14 protein-coding genes and 1 tRNA gene are annotated in these 19844 nt (G+C 43.3%); 11 read left to right on the top strand and 4 right to left on the bottom strand.

The features are described 5' to 3' along the window. Both LPB86_RS14755 and LPB86_RS14750 read right to left on the bottom strand, forming a co-directional pair. Positions 1 to 999, bottom strand: a complete 999-nt coding sequence (locus LPB86_RS14755; protein ID WP_230645263.1) for a glycoside hydrolase family 43 protein — start codon at positions 997 to 999, stop codon at positions 1 to 3. A gap of 113 nt (positions 1000 to 1112) precedes the next feature. Continuing rightward, positions 1113 to 2432, bottom strand: coding sequence for a peptide MFS transporter (locus LPB86_RS14750; RefSeq protein WP_230645261.1), 1320 nt, complete (start codon positions 2430 to 2432; stop codon positions 1113 to 1115). Positions 2433 to 2725: 293 nt separating this feature from the next. Between LPB86_RS14750 and LPB86_RS14745 the strand changes: the two genes are divergently transcribed. From LPB86_RS14745 to LPB86_RS14715, 7 genes are all read left to right on the top strand, one after another. Then, positions 2726 to 3514 (top strand): hypothetical protein, encoded by a 789-nt coding sequence (locus LPB86_RS14745; RefSeq protein ID WP_230645259.1) that lies wholly within the window; start codon positions 2726 to 2728, stop codon positions 3512 to 3514. A gap of 343 nt (positions 3515 to 3857) precedes the next feature. Next, positions 3858 to 5627, top strand: coding sequence for a 7TM diverse intracellular signaling domain-containing protein (locus tag LPB86_RS14740; RefSeq protein ID WP_230645257.1), 1770 nt, complete (start codon positions 3858 to 3860; stop codon positions 5625 to 5627). 114 nt (positions 5628 to 5741) lie between these two features. After that, complete coding sequence (locus LPB86_RS14735; RefSeq protein ID WP_230645255.1) at positions 5742 to 12989, top strand: YDG domain-containing protein; 7248 nt, start codon at positions 5742 to 5744, stop codon at positions 12987 to 12989. A 17-nt stretch (positions 12990 to 13006) separates the two neighbouring features. Next, entirely contained in the window at positions 13007 to 13897 is an 891-nt protein-coding gene (locus LPB86_RS14730) for a PorP/SprF family type IX secretion system membrane protein (RefSeq protein WP_230645253.1), read from the top strand. A 94-nt stretch (positions 13898 to 13991) separates the two neighbouring features. Then, positions 13992 to 14318: a type II toxin-antitoxin system Phd/YefM family antitoxin gene (locus tag LPB86_RS14725; RefSeq protein WP_370632830.1), complete on the top strand. Its 327-nt coding sequence runs from the start codon at positions 13992 to 13994 to the stop codon at positions 14316 to 14318. Then, a complete protein-coding gene (locus LPB86_RS14720; RefSeq protein ID WP_255695554.1) occupies positions 14290 to 14598 on the top strand; it encodes a Txe/YoeB family addiction module toxin in 309 nt (102 codons plus the stop codon). Before LPB86_RS14725 ends, LPB86_RS14720 begins: the two co-directional genes overlap by 29 nt. A gap of 234 nt (positions 14599 to 14832) precedes the next feature. Further along, a complete protein-coding gene (locus tag LPB86_RS14715; RefSeq protein ID WP_230645249.1) occupies positions 14833 to 15756 on the top strand; it encodes a GyrI-like domain-containing protein in 924 nt (307 codons plus the stop codon). A 68-nt stretch (positions 15757 to 15824) separates the two neighbouring features. Here LPB86_RS14715 and LPB86_RS14710 read toward each other — a convergent pair whose 3' ends face one another. Further along, positions 15825 to 16175, bottom strand: a complete 351-nt coding sequence (locus LPB86_RS14710) for a helix-turn-helix domain-containing protein (protein WP_230645247.1) — start codon at positions 16173 to 16175, stop codon at positions 15825 to 15827. 104 nt (positions 16176 to 16279) lie between these two features. Between LPB86_RS14710 and LPB86_RS14705 the strand changes: the two genes are divergently transcribed. Further along, positions 16280 to 17023: an SDR family oxidoreductase gene (locus tag LPB86_RS14705; protein WP_230645245.1), complete on the top strand. Its 744-nt coding sequence runs from the start codon at positions 16280 to 16282 to the stop codon at positions 17021 to 17023. Positions 17024 to 17113: 90 nt separating this feature from the next. Here the strand turns inward: LPB86_RS14705 and LPB86_RS14700 are convergent. Then, positions 17114 to 17187, bottom strand: a tRNA-Ile gene (locus LPB86_RS14700). A gap of 65 nt (positions 17188 to 17252) precedes the next feature. On the opposite strand from LPB86_RS14700, the gene LPB86_RS14695 reads away from it, so the two are divergent. The 3 genes from LPB86_RS14695 (at position 17253) to LPB86_RS14685 (ending at position 19826) form a co-directional block, all read left to right on the top strand. Continuing rightward, the gene (locus LPB86_RS14695) at positions 17253 to 17891 is read left to right on the top strand and encodes an HAD family phosphatase (RefSeq protein ID WP_230645243.1); all 639 of its coding nucleotides are present in this window, start codon (positions 17253 to 17255) and stop codon (positions 17889 to 17891) included. Next, a complete protein-coding gene (locus tag LPB86_RS14690) occupies positions 17892 to 18212 on the top strand; it encodes a DUF962 domain-containing protein (RefSeq protein WP_230645241.1) in 321 nt (106 codons plus the stop codon). It begins immediately after the preceding gene. 111 nt (positions 18213 to 18323) lie between these two features. After that, positions 18324 to 19826: a catalase gene (locus tag LPB86_RS14685; RefSeq protein ID WP_230645239.1), complete on the top strand. Its 1503-nt coding sequence runs from the start codon at positions 18324 to 18326 to the stop codon at positions 19824 to 19826. The last annotated feature ends 18 nt before the right edge of the window (positions 19827 to 19844 follow it).

Genomic DNA, 19844 nt, shown 5'->3' with positions numbered 1-19844 from the left:
CTATTTTTTATTAAACCAATCCAGCTTCCATTCATCCAGCCATCCTATACCGGGTTCATCATTTTTGATACTTATGGGTAAGAAAACATAGCGACTGTCTTTTAAATCTTTAGGATTCCATTGATCGGCTATAAAAATGAATGCATTTTTCTTTCCGGCTACCGGCAATACAAAGGTAGACTGGCCTCCAAAGGTTTTTTCGGCATTTTTACCCATCATTGGATCTCCGACCTGCACATACGGTCCCTGAACAGCATAGGCCACATGCAAACTTGCTTTATTTGGTGCCCAACCAGTGCATCCGCTGGTGATGAGGTAATATTTGCCATTATTTTTAAAGAGTGCAGGAGCCTCACGCTGTCTTCTGAATAAAAAAGAATCTTGTTTTGTTGCGGTCAGGTAATCGTCAGAAAGCTTTACAATCCTCAAATCCATATTTTCATCAGAAGAATAAATATGGTAAGCCGATCCATCGTCATCTACAAATAAATTCATATCTCTTGACATGTTTCCATTTGGCCTGAAACTATTTACAAATTGATAAGGACCGGTGACCTTATCGCTAATGGCAACGGCTGCTCTTGCAGCAGCATAACCTTTACCATTCAATTCCAGGTGAAACCACATTACATATTTTTTAGTTTTCTTATTGTAAATAACCTTTGGCCGCTCCATCAGGCAGCCATGTGTAATGTCACCGGCAGGATCATCTGAAGGAGAGAATGCCAGGCCTTCTGACTTCCAGTTGTATAAATCTTTGGAAGAATAAACATTTACCCCTTCTGAACGGTGCGTACCTCTTTTTTCACCAAACCAATAATAGACTTTATCGACTAAGATTATCCCGCCTGCATGGGCGTTGATCAGCTGACCGTCCGTATCATACCATAATGCGCCGGGTAAAAAAGATTCAAGCTTTTGTTTTGTTTGGGCATTAGCCATGTAGCTGCTCATTGTATACGCTAAAAAAAGCAGGTAAAAGAGTTGTTTTTTTCTCACAGATCTGGATTTAGAAAGATACGTAAAGTGGTTATTTGTGTTATGGTAAAGTAAGCTTATTTTAATAGTATTCGGTTTGTGTTATTTAACAGGATCTAACTGCATTTTAACTGTTATTCCGCAGCATGCGCTAAACGTTTTAGCGGTTTTAAGATGGCAATAATCAACAATCCCAATAATGTGGAGAAGATTGCGATGCCTAAAAATATTTGAAGTTCGCCCGCACTTTGCGACCAAATCCCTACCCATGAAGCGACATAATTTCCCAGACCAGTTGCTGCAAAATATAAACCCATCATACTTGAGGCATACTTTAAGGGGGCAAGCTTGGTGATGTAAGACAATGCAACGGGTGAGGCACAGAGTTCTCCTATGGTATGAAAGAGGTAAGCCAGGATTAACCAGTACATGGAAGAAGCGCCATCACTTTGAAATTGAAAAGAGGCTGCGACCATAAACAAAAAGCCCCAGCCCATGATGATCATGCCGATAGCCATTTTAAAGATAGAGGAAGATTCTTTTCCGTTCTTTTTCCACCTATACCAAAATGCTGCAACGGGCGCGCCTAGTGTTACAATAAAAAATGCTGTGACAGATTGAAACCAGGACGCTGGTATGGTTGCCTTAAACAGCGCTATTGTCCGATCGGTTTTCTGATCTGCATATAGGTTCATCAATCCGCCTGCTTGCTCATATGCAGCCCAAAATGCAATTACCAGTAGAAATGAAATCAACATCACCACAATGCGGTCTTTGTCTATTTTAGTTAGGGACATGGACTGCGCAGCACTTTGTATTGCAGTATGTTTCTTATGCGAATCTCCTGTTCCCTGAAGATGTTTTTGTCCAACAATGAATATTAACAACCCTATAGCCATGCCAATTCCGGCTAAACCAAAACCGTAATGCCAGCTGTATACCTCTCCTACGTATCCAACAACAATAGCCGCCGCAAAGGCACCAATATTTATCCCTATATAAAATATAGAAAATCCCTGGTCTCTGCGGTCATCACCGACTGCGTATAGTCCACCCACCATGGTTGAAATATTAGATTTTAGCATTCCGACACCTGCGACGATAAAAGCAAGACCAGTATAAAACGCCCATAACAACTGAGTGGCCAGGATGCTATGGCCAATGACCAACAGTGCGCCACCAATAAGTACTGCTTTTTTCTGCCCCAGCCATTTGTCAGCGATAATGCCTCCTGGCACAGAGGATAGATAGACTAAAAAAGTATAAATACCATATAATTGGAGTGCATCTTTCTCTAGCCACCCATATCCTGGGTTAGTTCCTTTGGTTGAAGCGACAAGAAACAGGATTAAAATACCTCTCATGCCGTAAAAACTAAATCTTTCCCACATTTCGGTAAAGAAAAGAACATATAAGCCCACCGGGTGACCTAGGATTTGCTTTTTTTGCGTCATATTTATTATAGCGATAAGAACAGCTTTAAAAATAGAGGTATTTCCCCAACAATCGCTTTAAAACCATCTTTTGGTTAGAATATGGTGAGCTTAAGTCAATAATTGTCGTGTTAGCACTAAAGTTTATAAACCAAGCCTGTTTCTAAACCACCTCTACATCAACTGCATATTAAGTCCACGTTTAGTCCATGTTTTTAGTTAAAAATATGGACTAATTACGCTTTTAATAAAAATTTGTTATAGATTTAAGCCGGGATCAGCGAACACTTACCTAACATTCTAAATTTAATAATATGGCATTTAATGACGGAAAGTATCTTCATGGACGAATCGGAAACCTCGTTCACAAAAAATGGCGCGGGAAACAAATTGTTCAAATGAGAGCTACAAGTATGAATCAATCTGCGGCCACGAAAAAAAGTGCGGGCGTTTTTGGTAAGGCCAGTACTTTAGCGCGTCACATGAGGTCTAATCTGGAGGATCTATTTTTTGCAAAATATGATGGCGCAATGATCAATCGCCTTACCACACAAACCGCGGCAATCGTAAGACATTGTTTCAATCCGAAAACAAGTCTCTTCTCATTTGAAGCAGACAGTTTTACACGGCTGGCCGGATTTGAATTTAACCTAAAATCGCCATTGATTGATAGCCTTTGGGTACAACCATCAGTTAGCCTCCAAGCAAATACCTTAACCCTTAATTTGCCCGAATTGTTAGTGAATGAGCAGCTGAAATTTCCGGCTGCTGCAAATACCTGCAGGCTCAGCTGTACGGTTACTTTGCATGCGCTTCATGCACAAAAAGAACTCAAACATACCGCACAATTTATCGACATTGAGCAGTCCCAGGGAATTTTTCCTGCGCAGGAATGGACTTTCGAAGTTCCAGAAGGATGCCTGGCTGTTGTTGCCATCGGCCTCGACTATTTTGACCTGAAAGACAATATTAAAACCATTTTTAATTCCAAAACATTTAATCCGGCGGGCATTTGCGGTGCATTGTATAATCCCGGTGTTTTCAGCGTAGACCTACGTCCAGGTCCGGACAACAAATGGCGAAATATGAATGTGGGGTTTTAAATCGCCTACTCACTATAATCCACATACCTGCCTGTTATGCGTAATACCTTTATTGAGTAGGCAGGTAAAATGAGGTAGGATCCTCATATATGGCTGAAAACTAACCGATCAAGAGTACGAAGTGAATAACTTAAAGTCGATATTGAAAAATATCTAAACAAAGCTAAAGTGGGAAAATTTCATACCTTAGTCCAAATATTTAGGCTATTAAAAGCCTTTTTTTTATTGCCTTTTTCTTGGCTCAACAAAATTAAGAAGTTTTTAATTTTTGTTTAACTTTGCACTGAAATGGATGCATTGAGCATGGTCTCTTTGTTCTTATACGGTGTGAATTTATCTAAAAATGAGCCTTAATATTAAAAACTTTTACACCTGTAGCTTATTTTTATACATATTATTTTTCAATGCAGGGAAATTAACTGCCCACCCTAAACTGCTTATCACAAACAATCCAACCTTAAAGATCAAAACTTATAAGGTACTGCCAGATGCAAATTACAACTTCAGTCAGGTTTTAAAAAATAAAAATCTTGTTTACGTAACTGATTCATTACGACCATTAAAAAGTGATCATTATTGGATTAAACTAAATATATCAAATCCTTATCCCGATAATGAACACTACCTTATTTCCATTAATCCGTTATTAAATTATACCTTATACTATTTTCATCCTTCAAAACATGCCTGGGTGAGCACAAGTGCCGGATTGGCCTTTACCGACCAGCGTCACCGGGAGGCAGGTGTCATTGCGATTACCTTACCAAAGCAGAGTCTGAGTACTTTATATCTAAAAGTCAATCTCTTGGATGTGAAAACTTACAAGCATGCGGTTAAGCCAGAGATCACACTTGAAAAGGCGGCTTCATTTGAAAACCGGGAAAAAATAATAATATACATCACCCTGTTTTGTTGCATTGCACTGGTTAGTTTCGCGGGCTACAACCTGTATATTTATCTTCTTTTAAAAGATTATACCTACTTCTACTTCGTCTTGATACAGGTTGGCGCAATCATTTTCTTACTTTCTGTAAGATGTTATTTTAACCTGCTCCTACCCTTCAGACTGTACAATATTCGATTAAACACTAGTAATGTTGTATACACTTACGACTTAAACAAGTTCTTTCAGCACGTTGGTGTGCTGCTTATTTTCTCCGGGTTGATCCAAATCACCAGGAATTATCTGCGCACAAAGGAGTTCCTCCCCTCATTTGACAGGCTGCTTAAGGCGCTTCTATATGGATACATTTTATTTGAAGCCGTTCCGAGTATAGTTACAATCTCGGGTCTATTTTATCTTGATTACTATACCATAGTGGCTGATAACTTTTTCATACTGCTGATTATACTCACAACCATCATCACGGTGATCACGGCTTATGTAAAGAAAGTTCGCGCGGCGAAATACTTTCTTATCGCCAATATACTTCCCATGGGGTTATCCACCAGCGCAGCTGTGTATGTAATTTTAAATCATTCAAGCAGTGGACTATTGCCCGAAATGGCGATTCTTTCGCAAATGCTGACTTTTGGTGTCGCCCTGATTGCCCGCTTAAAAATCATTGATGAAGAGTTGCGCACAAAGGAGATAGAGGCTATCCAGCTGGTTGCCAGTATTGAAATTACAGAATACAAGCGATTGCTGATTGAGCAGGAAAACAAATACATCATGCTCGCGATAAAGGATGAGAAAGACAAAAACGACCTTCTTAAACAGAAGCTGGAAATCAACCAGCGTGAACTGGTGAGCAGCAATTTACATATTCATCAGAAAAATAAACTGCTTTATGATGTAGAAATACAGATTGGGGAAATGGATGTTTTGTACCCTCATGTAAAACATAGCGCATTAAAAAACATCCAGGAAAACATAAAAGATAGTCAGTACCTGGACACAGAATGGGATAAGTTTAAGCTTCATTTTGAGCAGGTACATCCTGAATTTTTTAAAAACCTGCTGATTGCACATCCCGGATTAACGAAAAATGAACTTAGGTTAAGCGCTTATTTTCACATGAACCTTTCCACCAAAGAAATTGCTACGCTGCTTAACATCCAGCCCAGCAGCGTTAAACAGGCAAAAGCCCGTTTAAAGGCTAAAATGAGCTAAAAACACCACATGTATACCATTTGTATACCTCTTAAATTCGGCTTCTACGAATATTAATACGGTACTTAGCAGCAACCATCAGATGATGATGCTAAGTTTTTATAACCCGTTAATATGATCAGAATATTTACCCAAGCCATTAACAAAATCCTGTTTTTTCTTTGTGCTTTGAGCCTGTTGTTGATTGACAATTGCCTGGCGCAGGCTCCTGCGATAAGTTACCCGGCGAACCTAACCTATTCGGTTAACCGCCCCATCACAGCCTTATCGCCTAATAATAGCGGTGGTGGGGTACCTGCAATGGTATACGGGCAGGTAAGCACGCTGGCCGGCGGCGCGTCGGGTTCAGCCAACGGCACTGGCACTGCGGCAAGTTTTAGCTATCCTTCAGGAGTAGCCACGGATGCCTCGGGCAACGTTTATGTGGCGGATCAACACCTGATCCGGAAGATTAGCCATGCAGGCGTGGTGAGCACGCTGGCCGGCAGTGGGGCGCCAGGTTCAGCCAACGGCACAGGCACGGCTGCAAGTTTTAGTTCTCCTTTCGGAGTAGCCACAGATGCCCCGGGCAACGTTTATGTGGCGGACTACGGCAATAACATGATCCGGAAGATCAGCCCCGGGGGCGTGGTGAGCACGCTAGCCGGCAGCACAGCGTCAGGTTCAGCTAACGACACCGGCACGGCTGCAAGGTTTTACCGTCCTTTCGGGGTAGCCACAGATGCCACAGGCAACGTTTATGTGGCGGATTATAGCAATCACCAGATCCGGAAGATCAGCCCTGCAGGCGTAGTGAGCACGATGGCCGGCGGTGAGTCGGCAGGTTCAGCCAACGGCATAGGCACGGCTGCAAGTTTTAACTATCCCGAAGGAGTAGCCACTGATGCCTCGGGCAATGTTTATGTGGGAGATACTGAGAATTACATGATCCGGAAGATCAGCCCCGGGGGCGTGGTGAGCACGCTGGCCGGCAGCCGGTCGGCAGGTTCAGCTAACGGCACGGGCACGGCAGCAAGTTTTAGCTATCCTTTAGGAGTAGCTACTGATGCCCCTGGCAACGTTTATGTGGCGGATGCTAGAAATCACCTAATCCGGAAGATCAGCCCCGTGGGCGTGGTGAGCACGCTGGCTGGCAGCCGGTCGCAGGGTTCAGCCAACGGCACAGGCACGGCTGCAAGTTTTTATTATCCTTATGGTGTAGCTACTGATGCCTTGGGCAATGTTTATGTGGCGGATTTAGGCAATAACCTGATCCGGAAGATCACGGTTTGCGGATACACCATCAGCCCGGCCTTACCGGCAGGCTTAAGCTTTGATGCCACCACGGGTACCATCAGCGGTACGCCAACGGCAACATCGGCCAATTCCACTTATACGGTAACGGCTTATAACCTGGCAGGCAGCAGCACGGCTACTTTTAATTTAACGGTAGAGATACCGGTACCAACTATTGCCTCATTTTCCCCGGCAGCTGTTATAGCAGGTACAACAGTTACCATTAACGGCACCGGGTTAACCGGCGCTACAGCGGTAAGTTTTGGCGGCACGGCGGCAACCTCGTTCACCGTAGTTTCGGATACGCAGATCACCGCGGTGGCAGGCGCAGGCACATCGGGCAGCGTGAGCATTACCACACCTAATGGTACCGGCACCCAAGCCGGTTTTGCGTTTTTAGTTGCACCTAATATCAGTTTTACCAGCAGCAGCCAAACGTTTAATACAGGCAGCGCTATTACAGCGTTTGCGCCGGCCAACAGCGGCGGGGCGGTACCTGCAACCGTTTACGGGCAGGTAAGTACCTTGACGGGCAGCGGCTCACAGGGCTCGGCTAACGGAACCGCGACAGCTGCAAGTTTTTATTATCCTTTTGGGGTAGCAACAGACGCGTCGGGCAACGTTTATGTGGCGGATACATACAATCACCTGATCCGTAAGATCAGCCCTGCGGGCGTGGTAAGCACACTGGCGGGCAACGTGTCTGGGGGCTCGGCTGACGGCACGGGCACTGCGGCAAGTTTTAATTATCCTTCCGGGGTAGCAACGGATGCATCGGGCAACGTTTATGTGGCGGATCAAAACAATAACCTGATCCGTAAGATCAGCCCTGCCGGCGTGGTAAGCAGGCTGGCGGGCAACTCACTCGGCTCGGCTAACGGCACGGGCACTGCGGCAAGTTTTAATTATCCTTTCGGGGTAGCAACGGATGCAGCGGGAAACGTTTATGTGGGGGATTACGCCAATAACCTGGTCCGTAAGATCAGCCCTGCGGGGGTGGTAAGCACGCTGGCGGGCAGCGGCTCATATGGCTCGGCTAACGGCACGGGCACAGCGACAAGTTTTTATTATCCTAAAGGGGTAGCAACGGATGCATCGGGCAACGTGTATGTGGCGGATCAAGTCAATAACCTGATCCGTAAGATCAGCCCTGCCGGCGTGGTGAGCACCCTGGCGGGCAGCGGTTCAATCGGCAGGGCTAACGGCCCGGGCACTGCGGCAAGATTTTATTATCCTTACGGGGTAGCAACGGATGCAGCGGGCAACGTTTATGTGGCGGATACATACAATAACCTGATCCGTAAGATCAGCCCTACGGGCGTGGTAAGCACGCTGGCGGGCAGCAGTTCACAGGGCTCGGCTAACGGCACGGGCACTGCGGCAAGTTTTACTTATCCTATAGGGGTAGCAACGGATGCAGCGGGCAACGTTTATGTGGCGGATTACGGCAATAACCTGGTCCGTAAGATCGTAGCTACGGGTTACAGCATTAGCCCCGCCTTACCGGCAGGGCTTAGCTTTGATGTAACTACCGGTACTATCAGCGGTACGCCAACTGCAGCTTCGGCAAGTACCGCTTACACGGTAACCGGCTATAACGCAGGGGGCAGCAGCACGGCTACTTTTAATTTAACGGTAGTAGCACCGCCTACTACCCAGACTACTAATATAACCTTTACCAACACCACAACCACCACAACCACCGCCAGCTGGACAAATGGCAACGGCGCCAGCCGGGCGGTATTTATAGCTGCTGCTACAACAGGCAGTTCAATAGCTGTTGATGGTACAGTATATACCGCTAACCCGGCATTGTTATCGGGTGCACAAATAGGCACTACCGGCTGGTATTGTATCTACAACGGTACAGGCTCAACCGTAAACATCACCGGCCTTACAGCAGGTACTACCTACCGCATAATGGCGGTAGACTATAATGGTACTGGCAGCAATGTAGCCTATTTAAATACAGTAGGTACGGCTAACCCGGCTAACGTTACCACTGTAATAGCGGTAAGCAGCATAAGTTTACCCGCAAACGCAGTTTATAAAACCGATGATGTGTTAACCTTTACCGTAAATACATCAGCCCCGGTTACGGTAAATACTACGGATGGCATACCTTATTTACCGCTGATTATTGGCACAGGCAATGTGCAGGCCGCTTATACGGGCGGTTCGGGCACATCGGCCCTTACGTTTACCTACACCGTGCAAGCCGGCGATTTGGATGCAGACGGCATAGCGCTGGCTTCGACTATTAACTTAAATGGCGGAACATTGACCAATACCGACCCTGCTTTAGCAACGGTAAATACATCAGGCATAAATGTGGATGGTGTAAAACCAACATTAATAGCCAAAGCGGTATCGCCCGCATCGCACCTGGCCAAACCCGGCGATCAGGTAGGTATAGTATTTACAGCAAGTGAAGCCATCAGCACACCAACCGTAACTATTTCAGGCCATGCGCCAACCACGCTTGTAGGCAGTGGCGCCGGGCCATATACCGCAGTTTATACCATGGTTGCTGCCGATACCGAAGGCCCGATAGCATTGGTAATCGACTTTAAAGACCTGGCCGGAAATACCGGTACTACCGTTGTTTTAACCACTGATGCCAATTATGCCGTAGCCTTTGATAAAACACCACCGGCTATCGGCATCGCCACGCCAGCGGTTACGGCTACCAATACCGGCCCGGTTACCTATACAGTAACCTATACCGATGCCGGCAGCATAATGCTAAACACTTCGGATATTACCCTAAATAAAACAGGTACAGCCAATGCGGGTACTATTAACGTTAGCGGTACCGGCGCCACACGCACCGTTACCCTATCGGGCATTACGGGGGCAGGTACCTTAGGCATCAGCATAGTAGCCGGCACAGCAACAGACCAGGTCGGCAATTTAGCCCCGGCATCGTCAGCGTCGGGTACGTTTATTGTTAAAACTGCACAGGTGATCACTTTTGCAGCCACCGCTGCCAAAACGTATGGCGATGCCGATTACGAACCTGCTGCAACCAGTAGTAATAATGGTATAGCAATAAACTATACATCGGACAATACGGATGTAGCTACCATTGTAAATAATCAAGTACATATTAAGGCAGCGGGCACAGCAAATATCACGGCATCGCAAGCAGCTGATGCAAGCCACAGTGCTCCTGATGTAACACAACAATTAACAATTCAGCAAAAGGTAATGACGATTACCGCTAGTAATAAGAATAAAATATATGGTGACGTACTGGTTAACGAATCTGTTTCACAATCTTTTACAGCAAATGGTTTGGTTAATAATGAAACAATAGGCCAGGTAAATATAGAATATGGAACCGGAGCAGCTGCGGTCACCGATGTAGGCACTTATCCGGCTCAGGTTATACCTTTTCAGGCAATAGGAGGCACATTCAATTTAGCAAACTATAACATTACGTATGCTAAAGGTGCGATTCTGGTGGCAGCAAAAGAAGTTACCGTAACTGCCGACGAAAGTCAGAATAAAGTGTACGGTGAAGCAAACCCGGTGTATAGTTATAGCATCACCAAAGGTGCACTGATGAACGGAGATTTTTTTACGGGTACGCTTGATAGGACGGTCGGCAAGAATGTTGGAACAGCTTATACAATCAATCAGGGAAGCTTGAGCTTGGGCCCAAATTATGTGCTGACTTTTATTCCTTCAAATTTTAGTATTACTGCAAGGCCTTTAACGGTTTCTGCAATTGCTATCAGCCGGGTTTATGATGGAACTGCTACTTCATCAGGAGTTCCTGTAATAGAGGCACTTTTCTCAGAGGATGATATAACCACAATGCCAATACAGGCATTTGACAGCAAAAATGCAGGGACCGGCAAAACATTAACCGCTTCAGGATTAATTATCAATGACGGTAATAACGGCAACAACTATACGGTGAGTTATCTGGACAATAAAAGTGGTGTAATCACCGCCAAGCCCTTAACTGTTATCGCAGCAGGCAGCAACAAAATTTATGATGGCACCACAAAAGCTGAAGTAACTTTAACCGACGATCATTTAAGCGGAGATGAACTAACTGCTGAATTTCAATCGGTGTCTTTTCTAGATAAAAACGTGGGCACAGCTAAAACTTTAAAGGTCATTGGAATTACACTTACCGGAAAAGACGCGGGCAATTACGGCATTGACGTGCCTGTGGAAACCACAGCAAATATCACCCCCTATTCCCTGACTGTAAAAGCAAAAGCAGATCATAAAACTTACGATGGCAAAGAATCTTCAGCTTTATTACCGGAAGTAGAGGCACTTTTCTCGGATGATGATATAACCACAAAGCCAATACAGGCATTTGACAGCAAAAACGCAGGAACCGGAAAAACATTAACTGCTTCAGGATTAATTATCAATGACGGTAATAATGGCAACAACTATACGGTGAGTTATCTGGACAATAAAAGTGGTGTAATAACCGCCAAGCCCTTAACTGTTTTAGCAGCAGGTATCAATAAGGTTTATGATGGAAATGCCGTTGCTACTATTACTTTGAGCAATGATAAATTACCGGGAGATGATGTGACCACGAATAATAGCGCAGCCGCATTTAGCGATAAGAATACAGGAAATAACAAACCAATAAGTGTAATCGGCATTACCATTTCAGGTACAGATGCAGCGAATTATACTTTTAAAAATGCCGCAGAAACAACCGCAAACATCACCCCCGCCCTTTTGACCGCAACCGCTGATGACAAGGAGAAATTTGCCGGGACCCCCAACCCTGTTTTCACAGTTACTTACACCGGATTTGTGAACGGTGAAACAGCCGCGGTAATCACCACCCCGCCGATCTTTACCATTCCCGAAAACACCACAGCTATCCAAACTTATCCAATCGGGATCTCAGGAGCTGTTTCGGCCAACTACAGTTTTAACTATCAGCCCGGTGTGCTTACCGTTAAACCCGGCGCGCCAACCACCATCACACTTAACGCGGTAACTTTATACGAGAACAGGCCCGCAGGCACCAGTGCCGGAACTTTAAGCTCCACATCGGATGACCCTTCTGCTACTTTTACCTATTCAATGGTTTCAGGAACAGGGGATACCGATAACGCACTGTTTGCTCTGTCCGGTACTTCTGTAAACACCACGGCAGGCTTAAACTTTGAAAACAAGTCAGCCTATAAAATCCGTGTGAAAAGCACAACACAGTACGGTTTGAGCCTGGAGAAAGAGCTCAGTATCTCCTTAGCTGATGTGAACGAAATCCCGGTTATGGATGCCATCGCCAACCAGACCATTTGTTTCACAACCAGCCTCCAGTCGGTAAGCCTCACCGGAATCAGCCCCGGACCGGAAACCACGCAAACAACATCGATCTCTGTAATCAGCAGTAACCCCTCTTTGTTCAGCAGGTTAACGGTTGAAAAAAATGGTAGTCATGAAGCAACCCTATCCTACAGGCCAAACGTCGCTGCAGACGGTACGGCAACCGTAACTGTTACTCTGAAAGACAACGGAGGAACCGCTCAGGGCGGTATCGATACCTACACCAGAACCTTTACCATTATCGTTAACCCTCTGCCACTGATTAACATCAGCAGCGATAAGGGCCTGGTGATTTCCAAAGGAGAAACCGTGCTATTGACCGCAACGGGCGGCATAGGCTACAACTGGACGATGGCAACAGGACTTATTTCAGGGCAGCAAACCCCTATTCTAACCGTCAGGCCACGGGAGACAACAACCTATACCGTAAACGTAACCAACGCCAGCGGATGTACAGAGCAAAAAGACATTACCATCATTGTGAAAGAGGATTACCTCACGCTAAAAGCAACCAACATCATGACCCCTAACGGCGACGGCGTGAATGATAAATGGATCGTCGACAATATTGACATGTATCCCAACAACCAGGTGAAAGTCTTTGACCAGGGCGGCAGGGTATTGTTCTCCAAAAAAGGCTATGACAACAGCTGGGAAGCAACCGTAGGTGGAGTGGTACTGGCAGAAGGCACCTATTATTACATCATCGATTTTGGTAAAGACAGACTGGTAAAAACTGGATACATCACCGTTATCAGGGACAATTAACACACTTGAAATATAAAATGAAATCAATATATAAAATAGCATTAACGCTGCTGGCTTTTGCATCGGCGACAAAAACAACAAAGGCACAGCTAGACCCACTGGCAGCGCAGTATTACAGTAACCAATACCTGGCAAATCCCGCCATGGCGGGGGCTGCGGGGGAAAGCTTAAAGCTCAATGCCGTTTACCGAAAACTCTGGAGCAACATACAGGGCTCCCCTCTCACCCAGAACATCACCGCTGATTATGGCTTTAACAACAGGGTAGGACTGGGTATAAACATCAACAATCAAAGTGCGGGTCTGCAAAGGCAGACCCGTGTGATGGCAAGTTACGCCTACCATATCCCCTTGGGTGCTGAAGGGCAGCAGCTGCATTTCGGCATCTCGGCCGGCGTTTTAAGCCAGCGGCTGGAAAATAGTGATATTTACGGTAACCCCAACGATGTAATGGTGGCCAATTACAACGGACGCAAAACTTACCTGGACGGGGATTTCGGAACCGCATACACCAGCGGACATTTCAACCTCCAGGCAACCATCCCCAACCTGAAAAGTTTCTTTAAAAAGGATGAGATTAAACAGGCCGATGTGGCCACCTTTTACAGTGCCATGAGTTACCGGATCAGTTTCAGTAAGGGAACCGATGGTGTTGACCTGGAACCTAAAGTAGCCTTCAGGGGTGTAAAAGGTTATGATAACATCTGGGACGCAGGAACACAGCTGACTTTAGCCGACAGGCAGATTCTGCTTACCGGAATTTACCACAGCAGTCAAAGCGCCACCTTTGGACTAGGAATGGACTTCCGCAAAAAATACCTCATCAGCGGCATGTACACCACCCAAACTTCGGCCCTCAGCGGCTATACTAACGGAACTTTTGAATTGAGTATAGGAGGAAAATTCTAAGCCTTAAGCTGAGAAAAACTGCTGTTTTATCCATATTTGACCATCATGATAAAGTAAAATACATGGGCTATTGGAGGCCCCATAGATATTTGTTATGTTTTATGTACAAAACAACGTACATTTGATTGTACGCAATAATATCAAGATGAAAGCAATAACCATATCTAGCCTTCGCAACAAGATGAAAGCATATTTTGATGCTGTAAGTTCTGATCAAGACATCATTGTTGTACCTCGTAATAACAATGAGGATGATGCTGTTGTGATCATTTCAATCAAAGAATACAATTCATTGAACGAAACTGGTCATTTATTATCTACAAATGCAAATCGTAATAGACTAGAAGAATCAATCGAGCAATTGAAAAGAGGTAAATCTATTCCTTACAATTTTGACGAAAGAGAAATGGCTACTGGATAATATGGATTTAAGTTTCACACCAAACGGCTGGGAAGATTTTGAATATTGGCTGGAAAATGATGCAGAAACAGCGGATAAAATTCGAGCCCTTTTGAAGTCAGTTAAAGCTACCCCATTTCAAGGAATTGGTAAACCCGAACCTTTAAAACACAATTTGAAAGGCTTTTGGTCAAGAAGGATTACTGGAGAACATAGACTGGTTTACGAGATTTCAGGAACAAAAGGAAAAGATCAAAAATGTGCTATTCTTCAATGTAGATTCCATTACGATCCTAAATAAGATTTCATCTCCAGGATTTTTTCGCCTAGTTGCGTCTATTACCCAGCCAATATATTGAGATATAATATTGCCTTTCAAGGTACTTGTATCCCAAACAGCTTCAAGCCCATGCGGTATAACCATTTCCTGTCTGATTTGCGTTTAATCACAGATTTATTTAAAAAAAGATAATATTACCAGATCATGTTGACACAAGAAGTAATGTAAATTTGAATATTATTATTTTCTTTTATAATGGCAAATGTTGATAAAGAAGTGCAGATAAGCTACATCAGCAGCGTTAATAAGGCGCTAAAGTTTATAGATGGAAATCTTGACACAAACTTGTCGTTGGAAACGATTGCAAAAGTTGCTTGTTTTTCGCCTTATCATTTTCATAGAATATTTAAGGCTATTACAAATGAGACGTTAAATTCTTATATCAATAGAAAAAGAACTGAAAAAGTCGCTTCCATTTTAATCAGGAAGCCGGAAGTAAGCATTACTGAGCTTTCACTTTTATTTGGTTTTACCAGTAATTCCTCTCTCACAAGAGCTTTTAAAAAATATTACAGTTCAAGCCCGTCTGAATTCCGTAAGCAAAAGAACAGCAGATTTAGCAAGATAAGTAAAATTGAAAGCAAGAATGGACAAGGGCATGTAGTTTTTGAGGAATACATTTGCAGCATGGATAATCTTAAAAACTGGATAGAAATGAATGCAAAAATTGAAATCAAGGAAATAACTAAGTTAGAATTAGCTTACGTAAAAAGTATTGGCGCACAGGGAATTACTGCGGCTTATGACACCTTAGTTAAATGGGCAACCCCGCAAGGATTATTGCAAAATCCGGAGACAAAAATGGTCACGATTTATCATGACAGTTTTAAAACCACAAATCCAGAAAAAGTTAGAATAAGTGCTTGTATCACGCTAACAGAACCCCTCAAGGTGTCAGGAAATATTGGAAGAACATCCATTGAAAAAGGTAAATTTATTGTTGGAAGTTTTGTAATCGGGCTTATTGAATTTGAAAAATCCTGGAATAGCCTTTTTGTCTGGATGGCAGAACACGGATATAAAAAAGCGGATAGAGAACCTTTTGAAATCTATCATAACGACTACAGAACGCACCCCGATAAAAAATGTTTTGTTGATTATTTTATACCAATTTTATAACCTCCTTGACTTAATAATTCGTCTTATCCATTGTTGTGCAGCAATGGATAAGAAAATAATTGACCACTCTATTTACCAATAATTACCTTACGATGCGCTATCCCCCATTCTGCCAGGTTGTTGATAATGGTTTTTAAGGACATGCCGTAGTCTGTTAATTGATATTGAACAGAGATTGGCTGAGTATCCAACACAGTTCGTCTTAACAGTTTATTGGCTTCTAACTCTTTCAGCTCTTTGCTCAACATTTTGTTTGATATTCCTGGCACATCATTCAAAATATCAGAAAACCTTCTTTTGTTATAATAGCAGATGGAAGAGATAATAGAGACTTTCCACTTCCCATTCAATACGTCCATCGCATCGTGGACGGCCATAATCTCCTTTTTGTGCCCCAATTGGCATTCATTTTCTGTCATAAGTTACTTTGTTACCCAAAAGTTACTGTTACTTTTCGTTACAAAGTAACCAAAATAAATTTACCTCTTCTACCTTTGCAACGTAAACATTAACAAAAATAATCATGGATTTTAAAAATAAAAACGTTGTAATTACTGGTGGAACTACCGGAATAGGTCTGGCTACAGCTAAAGCATTTATTAATGCAGGCGCGAACGTATGGATTACAGGCAGAAATGCCAGCAATTTACAAAAAGCAACTTCAGAGATAAACAGCTCAAAATTGTTTACTGTAGTATCTGACGGTTCAAAAATAGAAGATATTTCTATACTCGAAAAAGCAGTTGCAGAAAGTGGGAATACCCTGGATGTCCTTTTTTTGAATTCGGGAATCGCCACATTTGAACCTATAGCAAACGTAACTGAAGCGAATTTTGATGCACAATTTAACACCAATGTCAAGGGCCATTTCTTCACCCTGCAAAAATTACTTCCACACCTTAAAGATGGGGCGTCAGTGGTATTTACTTCCTCAACGGTTGCCACAGCCGCAAATTCAGGAGCCAGCGTATATTCTGCAACTAAAGGCGCATTAAATAAAATTGCGCAAATTGCCGCGAATGAACTGGCAGAAAGAAAAATTCGTGTAAACATTGTTAGCCCAGGACCTATTCTAACACCTGGTTTAGAAAACGCAGTACCCGCAGAAGCAAAAGATTTTTTGGCTGGTGCCACAGCCTTACAGCGAATTGGTGATCCAGATGAAGTAGCAAAAACTGTATTGTTTCTTGCTTCTGATGCCGCAAGTTTTATTACTGGAACAGAGATTGTTGTGGATGGTGGCTACCTTAATTACGCATTAAAGTAATCTACAGTACAAGAATCTAAAAAGTAATATTACTGGCGATTTCATTACAAAAAAGCCGTTTTTCAATAAGAAAAACGGCTTTTACAGTTGTGGGCCATGATGGGCTCGAACCATCGACCAAAAGATTATGAGTCTTCTACTCTAACCAACTGAGCTAATGGCCCTGAAAAATCTATTAGATTTTGCGAGCGCAATGTTACATATTTGTATCGGATTTTAAAACTTCTAAATGCAAAATATTAAAAATATCATATTCGATTATGGCAACGTAATCTTCGAAATCAACTTTCTCATTGCGCAAAATGCATTTAAACAACTGGGTATCCCCAATATAGAATCTTTTTTTGGACACAAAGGACACGACCAGTTGTTTTCTGATCTTGAAACCGGATCAATCAGCCCTGCGCAATTTAGAGATGGGATAAGGCTTGCTGCACAAAATCCAGCACTAACCGATAGCGAAATTGATGCTGCCTGGAATAGTTTGTTGATTGGGGTTCCCGAAAATGTGCATGATGTTTTGCTCAAAGTAAAAAAGAATTACCGTACGTTTTTACTAAGCAATACCAACCAAATACATTACGATTTCATCATGAATTACCTTAAAGATGAATTCAAAGTAGAAAACAACGACCATCTTTTTGAAAAGGCATATTATTCACAATTAATGTTTTTGCGCAAGCCTCATGTAGAGATCTTTGAACAGGTCATCAAAGAAAATAACCTAAACCCAGCAGAGACCCTATTTATAGACGATAGCCCTCAACATTTAGTGGGCGCAAAGGCAGCCGGTCTCCATACTTTATTAATGACAGAAAACCCCAAATACCTGGGGGACTTCTTAAAAAAGAACGGAATTCTATTATAAATGCAGCAACATACATACAAGTCATTAAAAGAGTTTTATCCCTTTTACCTCACAAAACATCAAAACACAACCAATCGGGTTCTACATTTTATAGGTTCTGGTCTGGCGATTTTATGCCTCATATCTGCTGTACTATTTCATAACCTAAGTTGCCTTTTGGCATTGCCTGTATTTGCCTACGGATTTGCATGGATTGGTCATTTCTTTTTTGAAAAAAACCGAAGCAACAGCTGTAAGCATCCATTCTTTAATCTGGCAAGTGACTTCTTATTGTTCGGAGATTTGATGACAGGCAGGCAATCGTTCCAGACAAATAGCTGATTGTTCTGGTTTCCATGCTGTAAATAGAGAATACCTATAGTGGTATAGAAATTAGGTGTTTGAACTGTTATTGAAATCTAGCTACTTTTATCGGAGTTAAAGCATACGATTATGGAAGACAATAACAAACTAAACCACAAATTAACCACGGCCTCTGGAAGACCTTATGCTGAGCATGAGAATACACAATCAGTTGGTAAAAGAGGGCCTTTACTGCTGCAGGATTTTATCTTGCACGAGAAAATGGCTCACTTTAACAGGGAGCGGATTCCTGAACGTGTGGTACACGCTAAAGGAACAGGTGCTTATGGAAAATTTACGGTAACGCATGATATCACAGCATATACGAAGGCCAAAATATTCAACCAGATTGGTAAAGAATGTAAAGTATTCCTGCGTTTCTCTACCGTGGGTGGAGAAAAAGGAAGTGCCGACTCTGAAAGAGATCCACGTGGCTTTGCCTTAAGGCTATATACAGAGGATGGAAACTGGGATATTGTAGGCAACAATACACCGGTCTTCTTTATCAAAGACCCAAAAAAATTCAGCGATTTTATCCATACTCAAAAGCGTGATCCAAGGACAAACCTTAAAAGCCCAACAATGATGTGGGATTTCTGGTCCTTAAATCCGGAAAGCCTGCACCAGGTGATGATCTTAATGAGCGACCGCGGAACGCCTTACTCCTATCGCCACATGGATGGTTTTGGCAGCCATACATTCTCCATGATTAACGGAAACAATGAGCGTGTTTGGGTAAAATTTCATTTCAAAACACAGCAGGGCATCAAAAACTTTACAGGGCCGGAGGCTGATGCCATGCGCAGTGAAGATATGGATCATGCACAGCGTGACCTTGTAGAAGCTATTGACAAAGGTGAATTCCCTAAATGGGCGGTTAAAATACAAGTCATGACAGAGGAACAAGCTAAGTCTTTCCGCTGGAATCCTTTCGATTTGTCTAAAGTTTGGCCTCATGCTGAATTCCCGCTAATAGAAGTAGGCGAGCTGGAACTTAACGAAATACCAAGAAATTACTTTGCCCATGTTGAACAGGCTGCATTTGCGCCCACCAATCAGGTGGATGGTATAGGGTTCTCGCCAGACAGGATGTTACAGGGTAGAATTTTATCTTATCCAGATGCTGCCAGACACCGTCTTGGCGTTAATTACGAGCAGCTTGCCGTGAATGCATGCCCTTACATGACCAAAAACTTTCACCGTGACGGTGCAATGCGTTTTGACGACAACGGAAACGATGAACCTAATTATTTCCCTAATAGCTTTGGAAATGTAGTCCCAGATGAAAGCTATAAAGAGCCGGCCCAGGAACTGGATTCGAGCATTGCCGATTGGTATGACAGAAATGAAGGAGAAGGCGATAACGACCATTATTCTCAACCGGGCGAATTATACCGTAAAGTAATGTCGGATGCAGACCGAAAAAACTTAATAAACAACATTGTTGGGGCCATGAGTGGTATCAGCGGACCAAAAAGAGAGCAGATCATCAACCTGCAGCTCTGCCATTGGTTTAGGGCTGATATTGGATTGGGAATGGCTATTGCCAGTGGCTTGGGCGTAGATACCGCGCAAGCGATGCAAAAACACTAAATAAACAAGGGCTGGTAA

Origin of the sequence: Pedobacter sp. MC2016-14 (assembly GCF_020991475.1) — a bacterium.
In the GTDB taxonomy this organism is placed as follows: Bacteria; Bacteroidota; Bacteroidia; order Sphingobacteriales; family Sphingobacteriaceae; genus Pedobacter.
This window is presented reverse-complemented; position numbering and strand designations above follow the sequence as displayed.